Raw genomic sequence first — 12179 nt, forward strand, 5'->3', positions numbered from 1 at the left:
GTTTATTTGAGTGGCACGAACTTCGAGGAGCGGGTCGCACCGATGCCCGCTTGTCCGTGTTCGACGGAGTTGCGGGTCAGCTGGAACTCGCCGAGATAGTGGCCCAACATCTCGGGTTCGATGCGTACGCGCTCGAACTCGCTGCCGTTGTAGACGGCGAACGTCTTGTTGACGAACGATGGGAGCACCGGCATGTCGCGCAGGTGCGTTCGAATCGGGCTGTTCGCCGATTCTTCCTCGGTCTTGTTCCGGGCTTTTTCGAGCAGCTTCTCCTGCTCGACGGTCAACCCGCGAAGGATGCTTCGCCGCTTTCGTGCGGGGAGCAGTTCTGCGACTTCCTCCAGGCTCATGTCCTGCAGTTCGTCCAGGTCGTAGCCGCGATAGGTGAACTCACCTTCGCGTCCGGTTCGGTATTCGTTTCCGCTCATTTGTTACCTCCTCGTCCAGTTCGTTTGGACGAGATGTCCCCGACCTTTCGTCCCGGCGGGGCATCCCGCGAGACACTTTTCGGTCGGCCAGGGTGCTGGCGGCCACCGCCACCGAACGGGTGGTCAACGGCGTTCATCGCCACACCACGCACGTTCGGCCACTTGGTGCCGCGCGCTTTCATCTTGTGATGTTTGTTACCGGCCTTGACCATCGGTTTCTCCGTTCGACCGCCACCGGCGACGACGCCGATGGTGGCGCGGCAATCAGGCGACAAGCGCTTGATTTCGCCGCTCGGGAGTTCGACGACTGCGGCCTCTCGGTCGTGCGTGATGAGGTCCGCGCTGACGCCGGAGGCGCGCGCGAACTTACCACCGTCACCGGGCTGGCGCTCGACGTTGCACACCGGAACCCCTTCCGGGATTTCGGCGAGCGGGAGCGTGTTGCCCGGCTTGATTTCGGCGGAAACGCCGACCTGAATCTCCTCGCCCACACCGACGCCTTCCGGCGCGAGGACGAGTCGCTGGTCGCCATCGTCGAATTCGATGGCCGCGACTGGGGCACTGCGGGCAGGGTCGTGTTCGATGTCGACGACCGTACCGGTGACCAAGTCGTTGTCTTCGTTCTGCTTGTGGCTCAGTTCGGCCTTGTATCGGTGCGACGGTGCGCGGAACGTCGGCGTACCGCGACCACGTCGCTGTCCCTGAATCCTGCGTCCCATTGTTAGAACACCCCGATTCGGGAGGCGACATCCTGCGCGTCGTCGTCGTCCGACAGCGCGACAGTTGCCTTTTTCTTCCCCTTCATCGTCACTTGGGTGTTGATTTTCTCGATGGTGACTTCGTACCGTTCTTCGATTTCGTCTCGAATTTCCGGTTTCGTGGCGTCGAGCGAAACGATGAACTGGAGCTTGTTGTCGAAGTCCATCTCGTTCATCGCCTTCTCAGTGACCCACGGGTATTCGATGACGCTCATCGGTCTGCCACCTCTTCGAGTGCGCTCTCGGTCCAGACGGTCAGTCGTCCTGCCTGCGTACCGGGGGCGAGGTCTTCTGCGTTGACCTCACGTGCGGTTGCAACGTCAGCGCCAGCGAGATTGCGTGCTGCACGCGATGGTTCTTCACTGGTGACGAACAGGATCGACTTCGGCGTCTTGTACTTGCGGCCACGGGTCGTCCCGCGACCGGCTCGAACCTTCTTGTTCTCTTCCGCGCGCGTGACGTCGGCGTCGATGCCGACCGCTTCGAGGAAGGAAACGACTTCCTGCGTCTTGACGAGGTCTTCGAACTCGTCGCTCACGACGAGCGGCAGTTCGAGGTCGTCATCGAAGCGGTGTCCGCGCTCGGCGACGCGCTCTGCGTCGACCGTCGCGGCAATAGCGCTGCGGACTGCCTGTTTTCGCTCTTTCTTGTTGATCGAGAGCGTTCGGTCTTTCTCCGCCTTCGGCGGGTGTGCGACACGCCCGCCCACGGTGAATGGAACGCGAGCACCTCGTCCGTTGGTTCGCGGGACGTGGGCCATACCGCGGCCACTGCCCGGCGACTCGGCGGGTGTACGCATCCCGGCGTGCGGGTCGGTGCCGTAATCTTGTTTCCGGTTTGCCTGTGCAGCGAGCACTGCACGCTTGATGAGATCCGTCCGGACAGTCGTGTCGAACACGTCCGGAAGGTCAACCGTGTCAGCCTCCTCGCCATTCAGGTCACGTACTGTTGCCTGCATGGGTTATCCCTGGTTAGACTCCGTACTTACGTAGCGCACCTCGGGGTCGAGGCGCGGTTGGTCAGTCGGTCGAATCGCAGGGCGGAAGCGCACGAGGCGCTTGTTCGGTCCAGGAACCGAACCCTTGATGAGCGCGTACTGGCCATCGACCTCGCCGTAGTTGACGAATCCGCCGTCGACCGAGGCTTCGTCGTCGTCGCCGAGGGAGATGAGGCGCTTGTTGAGTTCGGTACGCTGGTGGTAGCCCATCTGACCCAGCTGTGGAACCGTCGAGCGAACGCGCGACGGATTCCACGGACCGAGGTTACCGATGCGGCGTCTCCAGCCTTGGCGGGCGTGTTTGCCCTTCCGCTTCTGGACGCCCCATCGTTTGACGGGACCCTGCGTTCCTTTTCCTTTCGTGACGCCACCGATGTCGAGGTACTCGCCTGCGCGGAACACGTCAGTCATGTCGTGTTCCCCGCCGTCTTCGAGTACGTCGAGCGCGAAGTCGGCGCGCTCCGTGAGGGAGCCGCCGCCGACGCGCGTTTCCATGACGTCCGGTCGTTTCTTCGGTACGTTCTGCAGCTCACTGGGGACGGTGTGGGTGATGACTCGGAGGTCAGCCACGTCGCCTGCCTCGATGGCGGTGCGGAGTTCGTCCTCCGCAGCGTCGGCGTCGTGATTCTCCGGCACGTTGAGCGTGCGGTCGAGTTCCTCGTGGAACTCCGAACCCCACACTTCCGTCAACGGCTTCTTCCCGTACGGCGTGTCTTCGTAGGCACGAACGGCGACGGCCCGCATCGGGGGCGTCTCGACGATGGTGACGGGAACGGTCTCTTCCATCCCTTCGCGGGGGGAGTTTGCCTCGTCGTTGACCATCACCACGTGAGTCATTCCTGCCTTGTAGCCCGCAAAGCCTTGGAGCGACGGCTGGCCGTCACTCTCGGGCCATGAATTGAAGCGCGGAACCTCGCTGGTTGCACGCTTACGGGGGCCGAAGCCCAGCGAACCTTTTCGTGGTCTGCTTGTTTGTGGCATCGTATCACTCGCTGTTGAGGTTGAGGCACGCGAGGGAGGCGAACATCGCTTCTTCAGTTCGTATGACCTCGCTGCCTTGGTTCGGAACCGTATTCAGCCAGAGGTCGAACCGGGCTGGTACGCCGGATTCGACCGTGGAGATACGCTCGGGGTCTATCCCGAGTATCTCCGGCAGTCCTCGACCGGGCGAACCGAACACGACGGACATGCCGTCGCGTTCGGTTCGCGCAACGATTTCGTCGAGTCGCGCTACGGAGAGCGATTCTCCGAAGCGAGACGTGGCGATTCGAACGCCAGCATCGTCGCGGTCGAGGGCCGCCGAAAGGCCCATGCGCATCACTGTGAACCCCGACTGCGGGGCGTCCACGAGCTTCGCACGAACCGGTCTTCTCGAAGAGATCCTGACGGTAACGCGCTCCCCCTCGCCGACCGTCATTTGCGACGGGACGACGAGCGAAATCGGGTGTTGCAGTCCGCAATTGACCCGAACGCGCCCTTCAGGTCCGACCTCGGTCACGATTCCCTGTCTTAACGACCCCGAACCCTCCGATTCGGAGCCGGTCTGCGATGGTGCGCGGAGCGGCGGCAGAACGCCCACATACTCCAACTCGTCGCGCTTCCCGAATACCTCCTTTCGAAGGTAGGGCGGTGTAGCGGCGTACCGGAGTACGGTTTCGACGAATCCGCCGCCCCATTTTCGCTCGCCTTCCGTATCGGGGAAGACGATGAGGTTGTCCGCCCGGAATATGGTCGCCGCGCGGGCGACGTAGCCGATTTTGCGAGTTGCCTCGCGTTTGTCTTCGGCTTCCCGGACGAGGGACGACGGAACGAGTATGTTGACGGTCATACCGTGACGCTTCGACGCCTCATCACTAGACTGTAGCGAAATTTTCTCAGTGATGGTTAAAAGGGTGACGCTTCCGATTTAGGCGTGTGACTCCGTCACGCGCCCGAAAACATCCGAATTAAGAGAGGTGGGTGAGTGAGTCACACACGAAGGAAGTTCCGACTCGCAAGCCTTATACATCAGTCGGGAATACGAGGAAGTGCAAGCAACATTGCGCTGGTAGTGTAGTGGTATCACGTGACCTTGCCATGGTCACAACCTGGGTTCAAATCCCAGCCAGCGCACTTTTAACGAACTCACGACGACGAGCGAAGCGAGTCGTTGGTGCGAAAAAGTCGTCCTGTGGATTTTGAGCAGACGAGTCACAGCCCGCGCAGGTGAATGAATGTGAGCCAATCAGGAATGTCTCGGCGAGTTCAAATCCCAGCCAGCGCACTTCTATCACGAGTAAATCAGCGAGCACTGCGTAGGCTGTGCTCGCCCACGCGCGGACAATCCGTAACGAATCGAACGGCAGTCAGCGAATATCGGCCGTCGCGTCCTCCCCCTCGTCGCCCGAGACTGGCGATGGCCGGAAGCGTTCGATGACCGTGGTCACTTCGTCGGAGTTCATCAGGAGGAACCCGAGGAAGATGACGAGAAAACCGACGAGTGCCTCCGACGTGAGTCGTTCGCCGAGCATCAACCAGCCCGCGACCGAGGCGACGACCGGAACGACGTACTGAACGAAACTGGCGCGAACCGCACCAACGTCCTCAATGAGCGTGAAGTACATCGGGTAGGCAACTGCGGTCATGAGCACGCCGACGTACAGGAGCGCGGCGAGCGCCGTTATCGTTGGGTTGACCATCGCGATGGACTCGCCGGTAGCGAGACTGACCAGATGCATCGCGGGGGCGGCGACGATCATCGCCCAGGCAGTCAGGGCAATCTCCTCTAGCTGGTGCCTCGACCGGCGGATCAACACCCCTCCTAACGCGAGGCTGATCGCGCCGAGCAGGATGTACTCCTCACCGCGCAGATTTCCGGAGAGGAAGCGGGCTGGACTCGGTTGGACGACGATGGCCACGCCGACCAACGCGACGACGACGCCGAGGAGGCCGAACCGCGAGAGGCGTTCGTCGGTGAGGAGGAGCGCGGCGAGCGCAATGGTGAGAACCGGGTCGAAGCTGAAGATGATCGCCGCAACTCCACTCGTTGATTGCTGGAGACCGAGGAACAACAACGAGAGGGAACCGAAGAGAAAAAAGATGCCTCCCGCGGCGATTCCAATCGCATCCTGTCGCGTTTGCGGCCGCCAGTCGTTCGTTCGCAGTATCGCGTATGCCAGCAGCAGAATAGCCGCGATGTCGAGCCTGAACGCCGCGAACAGCAGCGGTGGGATGAACCCCAATCCAATCTTGATCGCGACGAACCCGAATCCGAGCAGGAGGGCAACGAGCGAGAAGAGTACGGGCGTGCGATTTCGCGTCGCTACCGATTCGACAGACATGGTAACAAATACCACCCCGGGCGAACTAACCGTTGCGGCCGTGAAACGTCGTTCGTATCGGGACGGGCGAGCAGCCTCGCAGTCGTCGCTCACGAACACATTGGCAGTGTCCGACGAGAAAACGAACGGGATGCCTACCGGGTCGAAGGCTCCGCCAACGATTTCGTATCAGCACCCTGTTTGCGTAATGCATTTATACCCACGCGTGGCAAGATTGTACTGTCGCGAAACGCGACGAACGCAACACCACGCGCTGGTAGTGTAGTGGTATCACGTGACCTTGCCATGGTCACAACCTGGGTTCAAATCCCAGCCAGCGCACTTCTCACTGACACAAACTCGTGAGCGACGCCGCTAGGTGTCGCTCATCGTTCGCGTCAGTGGAAATCGTCCTGTGGAGTTGAGCAGACGGGAAAGCCGTTCGGGTCGTAGACTGACTACCATCTCACCCGAAATCCTCTTGCCCGAATCCGTCGTTCAGAGGGTGAGGTGGGGAAAATGAGCCAACGTGAAAACCGACACGACGAACCGAGAGCGCGGATGTTCTTCACACAAAACGACGTGCCCGACCGCGACCGACGAACGCTCGTGGAACTGCTGAATCGGGAACTTGCGGATACGACCGACCTACTGACACAGACGAAGTATGCCCACTGGAACGTCAAGGGGATGCAGTTTTACCAACTCCATCTGCTGTTCGACGATTTTGCGGAGGTGCTGTTCGAGCACTCGGACGAACTCGCGGAGCGGGCGACCGCATTGGGTGGCGAAGCGATGGGAACGGTTCGAATGGCATCGGCGAACTCACGGCTTCCGGAGATTCGAACCGACGCCGTCACCGGCCAGCAGTACGTCGAAACACTGGCGAACAGCGTGGCGATTCACGCCGCGAACCTGCGAGGTGGCATCGAGACCGCACTAACACACACCGACCAAGACACCGCCGACCTACTCACCGAACTCTCACGAGAGGTGGACAAGTACCTCTGGTTCCTCGAAGCACATCTCCAGCGAGAGCCGATACAAGCGACGGTCGAAGAAGGCGGACAGCGGTCGGAGCGAGAATCAGATGGGAATGAACACCCGCGACGGTATCAACAGGGAACGACACCAGTTCGGTAACCACTGCACACACCGAACCCACATTGTCACGTAGCCGGAGGGCGATGACTCGCATATGACGGCAATCGCACTCCTTTCGGTCGCACCAGTTACCGAAGACAGCATGGCGAGCGAAGTCGCGAAGGCGGTGGAAGCGCTGGACGACTTCGACGTTTCCTACGAGACTAATCCTATGGGAACGGTCATCGAAGCCGATAGCGTGGCCGAACTGTTCGCCGCCGCGCAGGCCGCCCACGAAGCCGTGGACGGCGACCGGGTGAGCACAGTCCTCAAAATCGACGACAAGCGCACGCGTGACCAGCGCGCCCAGGAGAAAGTCGATACCGTCGAGGCAGTTCTGGGTCGGGAAGCAAAACGTGACAGGTGAGGGTTCGGTATCGGTGACTCGCCCGAGGACGGCCGACAACCCGGAACTGTTTACCGGATGACGACCAACCCCGTGGTATGGAGAGTCTCAATCGGATGGCCCTCGAACTCGTGGACGAGGCCATCGACTTCGCGGGCGAACTCAACGTCGCTGCCTACGAACTGGAGAACGAAGCGACCGTCCTCGATTTCGGTATCGAAGCACGCGGCGGAACGGAGGCCGGACTCCTCCTCACCGAACTCCAGACCGCCGGCTTGGCGACGATACAAACCCGAATGGGCGATGTCGCCGGGGCACCCTTCCCGTACGTCGAACTCTCGACCGACCAACCTGCGCTCTCCCTGCTCTGCTCGCAGAAAGCAGGCTGGGAACTCGCCGTCGATGACTTCGAAGGATTGGGAAGCGGTCCAGCCCGCGCATTGGTCGCCGAAGAGGACGAATACCGACGCGTCGGCTACACGGATGCCTTCGATTTCGCCGTCCTCGCGGTCGAATCCGACAGGCTTCCGGACGAGGCGGTGGCCGAGCACGTCGCCGACCTCGCAGGTGTCGAACCGAACTCGGTGTACCTCCCTACTTTCTCCACAGGAAGCGCCACGGGGAGCGTGAGCGTCGCCTCACGAGCGGCCGAACTCGCCGTCTTCCGACTTAGCGAACTGGGATACGACCCGCTCGACATCCTTTCCGCGAGAGGGTCGGCCCCAGTCGCGCCGATCAGTTACGACGAAGCGACCGCAATCGGGCGAACGAATGACGCCCTCGCGTACGGTGGCAGAGTCCATCTCACTGTCCGCGAGGAGTTCGACCGATTCGACGAACTGCCATCGACGGCGAGCGACGAGTATGGCACGACGTTCCAGACGTTCTTCGACGACGCCGACTGGGACTTCGACGCGATTCCGGAGAGCGTCTTCGCCCCGGCACAGGTGACGGTGGACGTAGTGAACGGGCCGACGCACGTCCTGGGTGAGACGAACCACGACATGCTGGCGGACAGTTTCGACTTGTGAAGTTCAAACTCGTCCCCGAAGCGCCCGCGGAGTTCGACTTCGTCGCGGAGACCCAGCGTGCTGTGCCGCTGGTGCCCGGCACGGAAGACGACTGTTGTGCCCGTCTGATGAACCGACTCGACTTCCCGAGTCGGGAGATTGCTCGAACGTGGCTCACCTTCCTCCGGGCGCTCGAACTGGCCGAGGAGACACAGTCGGGGTTTGCCCGGCTGCGTCGTGACCCAGACCGAAACGAACTGGCCGAGGCGTTTCAGTCCCGGGTGTACGGCGTTTCGACCGTTCTCTCCGTGTTGGAAGAACACGGCCCACTCACGGAGCAGGCCGTGTTCGAGAAGTTCCGCGATGAAATTCCGACGTGGGAACGCCACAAAGACCCGAGTCGGGCAGAAAACGTGTGGCGCGAACGAGTCGGTAACATGTTGGATTGGGCGGTGTTGTTGGAACTGGCGGAGCGAGAAGACGGCGAATACCGGCGGGCGTAATCGCGCAAAATTTCGCGGCGACTCTCCAGCAGAAAAACTATATCATATCTTATTTGTATATTATTGCATGGGTTTGCCGAAGGGGCTGTTGTTCGGTCTGTACACCGTCGTATTCAGTATTATGCTCTGGTGCATCGGCGGTATTTTCGTCCCGAATCCGGCTCGAATGGGTATCGTCGGATTGATTGCTATCTCTGTCGGCGTCGGCACAGCATACTACAGAACGTACGCTAAGAACTGAGAGGAAGCGGCGGTCAAACGATATCAATTACTCGTCGGCTTGCAAAGACTGATAGCCGAGCATGACAAGCATGATCAACCCCGCCACACCCATGAGGAGCGAAAACTGGTCGCGGCCAGCAAACACGTAGTTCGTCACCGACCAGAGAACGATACCGCTGAAAAACGCCACCCGCCATCTCAGGGTTCGCATGATATCCCGGAATACGCCGACGAAGAGGACGCCCACGAGGTACAAAATAGTAACACCCTCCAGTAATCCCCCCACAGTTTGTTCGGAGACCAACCCAACGACGGAGACGAGTGCGACCAACAGAAGGACTGCGGTAAACGCTTTCGTGACGGTGACCGCATCGAGTCGCAGTTTCGACATATGAACCCCTCCGGGAGGCGGGAAAATAAACCTACTCGACTGGTGTTACGTCTGTAACAGTGCCGACACCTTTGCTCTGGCCCTCGCGGAAGACGAATCGTTGGCCCTCTTCCACGAGGTAGGGGCGGAACTTGAACCGGACAGTCGTCGTTCCCTTGTCACCGGGGAGGAGGTGGCCACCGTCCGGTTCGAAGACGGCGGTTTCACTGATGGTTTCGAGGTGGACGACCGGTTCGTAGCCGGTGCCGATTCTGGTTGGATGGTTCAGCACCATTACCTCGGCCTCGAACTTCCGAACCGCAGCGAGCTCGGTGTCCGGCGGAAGTAACACCATCCCGCGCTCGATATCCGCCTCCCGTACCCCTTTCAGTGCGATGCCGACGATTCGGCCCGCCTTCGCCTCATCGACGCGATGGTAGTGCATCTCGATGGAGCGAACCACTACCTCGCGGAACTCGCCATCCGGCATTGGACCGAGGAGGAGTTCGTCGCCCGCCTCGACCGACCCGGAGTTGATGGTGCCACTCGCGACTGGGCCGACGCCCGTCACGCTGTAACTGCGGTCGATGTACATCCGGAACTCGCCGCTGTCGGCGGTGGTCTTCGGCAACTGCTCGAACATCGCGTCCAGGGCGTCCATTCCGTCCATCGTGACCGCGCTCGTCAGCAGGACGGGAACCACGTCTTTGCTGATCTCCTCGATGGCGACTTCGACGCCGTGGCGGTCGACCCGAAGGGGTGTCTTGCCGACTTCACGGAGCAGACGCTCGACTTCCCGTTCGACTTCCATCGCACGTTCGTCGTCCACCATGTCGGTTTTCGTGATGGCGACCATGGTCGGCAGTTCGGTCGCCAACAGGATGCCGAGGTGTTCGCGTGTCGTCTTCGTCGGCCCGTCGTCGGCCGCAACGGTCAGGAGGCCGTAGTCGAGTTTCTGGCCGACGAGACCGCGAATCGTCGTTCGAAGCCACGGTTCGTGGCCGACGGTGTCGACGAAGGAAACCAGTCGGTCGCTCTCCTCGACGATTCGTGCCCGGTCGGATTTTCGGTGCGGGTTGTCCATGTGAACCGGCCCATCCCCGTCGAACCCGTAGACTGCGTAGGAGAGGTCTGCACTGAGTCCGCGCTGGACTTCGTGGGGTTGTACGTCGAGGTAGCTTCGGGTTCCACCCTCGCCGTCGTCCGACTGTCCGGTGACGAGACTGCCCACGAGGGTGCTCTTCCCGTGGTCGACGTGGCCGGCGGTTCCCACGACGATGTGCTCGCTGTCGGTTTCGAGAACGGCACCCTCGCGGATGGTAGCGACGCCGACGATGCCACCAGTCCCGTTTCGCGTCGAGGCACGCGTACTGGTTTCGGTGGCGTCGATACCCCACGTTTGTACATCTTCGATGTGTGCGCCAGCCTCCTCCGCGAGAAACGAAAGCACGTCCATCGACTCCGAGAACAGGTCGGGGTCGATTCCTGCCAGTCCCCCGTCGTCGGTGACGCCGACCACGTACGTCGCCTTGCCGTTCCCTGAGAGGACGCGGTGGCGTAACTGCGCGGCCAAGCTTTCCATTCGCCCTTCGGCGAGGTGGATTTCCCTCGTCAGTCGCTCCTTGAACTCAACGCTACCGCCCTCCTGCTCTCCTTGGTCGAGAGCGCGCTGTAAGGCGGCGCGGTCGGCGCTCATACGCGCGAGTTAGGGACGGTCAGTCAAAAGGTTTGCCCGCGTTACAGGATAGTCGACATCGGTTGGATATAGAGCACTCGAGGGTACTACTTACAGTTCGACGGCCAAATTTGAATCCCGAGCGAATTCGATACGAACGCCGCCGTGTTTCACCCGGTCGCTCACTACGAGGGTTGCATCGGTCGCATCGGCATCGATGGAGACCACCGTCCAGACGGGTTCCGTTTGCCCCTCGCCGATTACCGTCGGGGAGAACGCGGTCACGTTGATGGTCGTCCCCGGTGCGAGCGTCGTGTTGCCGCCGATGGTCGTCTCATTTGCCACGACCATCACGTCGCCAGTGTAATCGAGCGTCACCCGGCGTTCGACCACGCTGAAACTCGTCGTCGCGAGTTCGGATTCCGCGACCATCGGGTTGCCCGCACCGATTTCGAACGTCACCTCATACTCCTCCCCGACTTCGATGCTGTGGGCCGCCGTATCGACAATTAGATAGAGGGTGTCGGTTTCTTCGTCCCAGAATCGAGTCGCAGTATCGCCATCGAACTCGTTCGGAACCGTATTTCGGTTGCTGTTCGACTCCCGAAACGTGACGGAGACGTTCTCGTCACTCCCGTTGAGATTCGCGTGTTCGATGAAACCACCGAGACCAGAGACGTCGACCCCGAGAACGAACTGGTCGCCGCTCGCAATCGTCCCGTTGGCGTCCGTTGTCGCTACGGATTCGTTCAGTTCTTCAACTGATTCGAACGCCGAAATATCCGTGTCTGCGGGGAGAACCAACGTCCGCGCGTCGCCCGTTTTCCGCTCTTTTACGGTAAACGACCCGACATCCTGCCTGACGCCATCGACGGTGACGTTCATATCGTACGTACCCGGTTGGAGCGGGCCGACTTCCGACGGAACCCGCGCGTTCGGCGTCCCCTTGAGTCTACCCTTGACCAACGTGACCAAGTCGTTAGGGTCGTCGGCCCGATACGTGTTGAGTGCGAGTGTTGTCGTTCCTGCCGTCACGTTGGCCTGAACCCAGAACCCCTTGGCCTTCGATCCGATGTTCACTGTTGCGGCCTTGCTCGTGCTGACGGTTATCTCGATAACGTCACCGCGGTGGTCACTGACTGTGGAGTCGGTGAAACTGGCACTGTGTCCGTTCACCACGTCGGTAGACGCGAGCGGCGCGACGACGAGAGAACAAAGGAGCACCGCGACCAGCCACGTAGCGGCGTTCGTTTTAAATCCCACTAACAATCACCTCTCAGATAATATCGGAGGTGAAATTCCGAAGATCGAGGGTTTCGGCATATCTAAGGGTTGATAGCCGTGGACGATAGCGTCGGCATGAGTTACTAAGAAGTGTGTTATGAACCGACTGTAATAAATTCGTCCGTCAGTACCGCGAGTGATAAT

15 protein-coding genes and 2 tRNA genes are annotated in these 12179 nt (G+C 60.6%); 7 read left to right on the top strand and 10 right to left on the bottom strand.

The window, feature by feature from the left end:
- Positions 1-2: 2 nt before the first annotated feature.
- From ACN2TU_RS09700 to ACN2TU_RS09725, 6 genes are read right to left on the bottom strand one after another with little or no spacing between them, the layout of a single operon-like run.
- Positions 3-428 (bottom strand): 30S ribosomal protein S19, encoded by a 426-nt coding sequence (locus ACN2TU_RS09700; RefSeq protein ID WP_435154982.1) that lies wholly within the window; start codon positions 426-428, stop codon positions 3-5.
- A complete protein-coding gene (locus ACN2TU_RS09705; RefSeq protein ID WP_435154983.1) occupies positions 425-1147 on the bottom strand; it encodes a 50S ribosomal protein L2 in 723 nt (240 codons plus the stop codon). Before ACN2TU_RS09705 ends, ACN2TU_RS09700 begins: the two co-directional genes overlap by 4 nt.
- 2 nt (positions 1148-1149) lie before the next feature.
- Complete coding sequence (locus tag ACN2TU_RS09710; protein ID WP_266078300.1) at positions 1150-1401, bottom strand: 50S ribosomal protein L23; 252 nt, start codon at positions 1399-1401, stop codon at positions 1150-1152.
- The gene (gene rpl4p, locus ACN2TU_RS09715; RefSeq protein ID WP_435154985.1) at positions 1398-2144 is read right to left on the bottom strand and encodes a 50S ribosomal protein L4; all 747 of its coding nucleotides are present in this window, start codon (positions 2142-2144) and stop codon (positions 1398-1400) included. Before rpl4p ends, ACN2TU_RS09710 begins: the two co-directional genes overlap by 4 nt.
- Positions 2145-2147: 3 nt before the next feature.
- A complete protein-coding gene (locus ACN2TU_RS09720; protein WP_435154987.1) occupies positions 2148-3164 on the bottom strand; it encodes a 50S ribosomal protein L3 in 1017 nt (338 codons plus the stop codon).
- Between the two features lie 4 nt (positions 3165-3168).
- Positions 3169-4011 (bottom strand): putative RNA uridine N3 methyltransferase, encoded by an 843-nt coding sequence (locus ACN2TU_RS09725; RefSeq protein ID WP_435154988.1) that lies wholly within the window; start codon positions 4009-4011, stop codon positions 3169-3171.
- A 213-nt stretch (positions 4012-4224) separates the two neighbouring features.
- Between ACN2TU_RS09725 and ACN2TU_RS09730 the strand changes: the two genes are divergently transcribed.
- Positions 4225-4295, top strand: a tRNA-Gly gene (locus ACN2TU_RS09730).
- A 233-nt stretch (positions 4296-4528) separates the two neighbouring features.
- On the opposite strand, the gene ACN2TU_RS09735 is transcribed toward ACN2TU_RS09730, so the two are convergent.
- Positions 4529-5503, bottom strand: coding sequence for a DMT family transporter (locus ACN2TU_RS09735; protein ID WP_435154989.1), 975 nt, complete (start codon positions 5501-5503; stop codon positions 4529-4531).
- Positions 5504-5753: 250 nt separating this feature from the next.
- Between ACN2TU_RS09735 and ACN2TU_RS09740 the strand changes: the two genes are divergently transcribed.
- The 6 genes from ACN2TU_RS09740 to ACN2TU_RS09765 all read left to right on the top strand — a co-directional run bounded on the left by ACN2TU_RS09740 (position 5754) and on the right by ACN2TU_RS09765 (position 8725).
- A tRNA-Gly gene (locus ACN2TU_RS09740) sits at positions 5754-5824 on the top strand.
- A gap of 177 nt (positions 5825-6001) precedes the next feature.
- Positions 6002-6625, top strand: coding sequence for a DNA starvation/stationary phase protection protein Dps (dps, locus tag ACN2TU_RS09745; RefSeq protein WP_435154991.1), 624 nt, complete (start codon positions 6002-6004; stop codon positions 6623-6625).
- 55 nt (positions 6626-6680) lie between these two features.
- The gene (locus tag ACN2TU_RS09750) at positions 6681-6992 is read left to right on the top strand and encodes an MTH1187 family thiamine-binding protein (RefSeq protein ID WP_435154993.1); all 312 of its coding nucleotides are present in this window, start codon (positions 6681-6683) and stop codon (positions 6990-6992) included.
- A 77-nt stretch (positions 6993-7069) separates the two neighbouring features.
- Complete coding sequence (mch, locus tag ACN2TU_RS09755; RefSeq protein ID WP_435154995.1) at positions 7070-8002, top strand: methenyltetrahydromethanopterin cyclohydrolase; 933 nt, start codon at positions 7070-7072, stop codon at positions 8000-8002.
- Positions 7999-8484: a double winged helix-containing putative transcriptional regulator gene (locus ACN2TU_RS09760; RefSeq protein ID WP_435154997.1), complete on the top strand. Its 486-nt coding sequence runs from the start codon at positions 7999-8001 to the stop codon at positions 8482-8484. The genes mch and ACN2TU_RS09760 overlap by 4 nt, the downstream gene beginning before the upstream one ends.
- A gap of 67 nt (positions 8485-8551) precedes the next feature.
- Complete coding sequence (locus tag ACN2TU_RS09765; protein WP_435154998.1) at positions 8552-8725, top strand: hypothetical protein; 174 nt, start codon at positions 8552-8554, stop codon at positions 8723-8725.
- A 27-nt stretch (positions 8726-8752) separates the two neighbouring features.
- On the opposite strand, the gene ACN2TU_RS09770 is transcribed toward ACN2TU_RS09765, so the two are convergent.
- From ACN2TU_RS09770 to ACN2TU_RS09780, 3 genes are all read right to left on the bottom strand, one after another.
- Positions 8753-9097: a hypothetical protein gene (locus ACN2TU_RS09770; RefSeq protein WP_435155000.1), complete on the bottom strand. Its 345-nt coding sequence runs from the start codon at positions 9095-9097 to the stop codon at positions 8753-8755.
- Positions 9098-9128: 31 nt separating this feature from the next.
- Positions 9129-10772 (bottom strand): GTPBP1 family GTP-binding protein, encoded by a 1644-nt coding sequence (locus tag ACN2TU_RS09775; RefSeq protein WP_435155001.1) that lies wholly within the window; start codon positions 10770-10772, stop codon positions 9129-9131.
- 90 nt (positions 10773-10862) lie between these two features.
- Positions 10863-12014 (bottom strand): DUF7827 domain-containing protein, encoded by a 1152-nt coding sequence (locus ACN2TU_RS09780; protein WP_435155002.1) that lies wholly within the window; start codon positions 12012-12014, stop codon positions 10863-10865.
- Positions 12015-12179: the final 165 nt, after the last annotated feature.

This window comes from Haladaptatus marinus (assembly GCF_051194195.1).

Coding starts and splice junctions, on each gene's coding strand:
- ACN2TU_RS09700 (WP_435154982.1), bottom strand. CDS start 428: ATGAGCGGAAACGAATACCGAACCGGACGCGAAGGTGAGTTCACCTAT.
- ACN2TU_RS09705 (WP_435154983.1), bottom strand. CDS start 1,147: ATGGGACGCAGGATTCAGGGACAGCGACGTGGTCGCGGTACGCCGACG.
- ACN2TU_RS09710 (WP_266078300.1), bottom strand. CDS start 1,401: ATGAGCGTCATCGAATACCCGTGGGTCACTGAGAAGGCGATGAACGAG.
- rpl4p (WP_435154985.1), bottom strand. CDS start 2,144: ATGCAGGCAACAGTACGTGACCTGAATGGCGAGGAGGCTGACACGGTT.
- ACN2TU_RS09720 (WP_435154987.1), bottom strand. CDS start 3,164: ATGCCACAAACAAGCAGACCACGAAAAGGTTCGCTGGGCTTCGGCCCC.
- ACN2TU_RS09725 (WP_435154988.1), bottom strand. CDS start 4,011: ATGACCGTCAACATACTCGTTCCGTCGTCCCTCGTCCGGGAAGCCGAA.
- ACN2TU_RS09735 (WP_435154989.1), bottom strand. CDS start 5,503: ATGTCTGTCGAATCGGTAGCGACGCGAAATCGCACGCCCGTACTCTTC.
- dps (WP_435154991.1), top strand. CDS start 6,002: ATGAGCCAACGTGAAAACCGACACGACGAACCGAGAGCGCGGATGTTC.
- ACN2TU_RS09750 (WP_435154993.1), top strand. CDS start 6,681: ATGACGGCAATCGCACTCCTTTCGGTCGCACCAGTTACCGAAGACAGC.
- mch (WP_435154995.1), top strand. CDS start 7,070: ATGGAGAGTCTCAATCGGATGGCCCTCGAACTCGTGGACGAGGCCATC.
- ACN2TU_RS09765 (WP_435154998.1), top strand. CDS start 8,552: ATGGGTTTGCCGAAGGGGCTGTTGTTCGGTCTGTACACCGTCGTATTC.
- ACN2TU_RS09770 (WP_435155000.1), bottom strand. CDS start 9,097: ATGTCGAAACTGCGACTCGATGCGGTCACCGTCACGAAAGCGTTTACC.
- ACN2TU_RS09775 (WP_435155001.1), bottom strand. CDS start 10,772: ATGAGCGCCGACCGCGCCGCCTTACAGCGCGCTCTCGACCAAGGAGAG.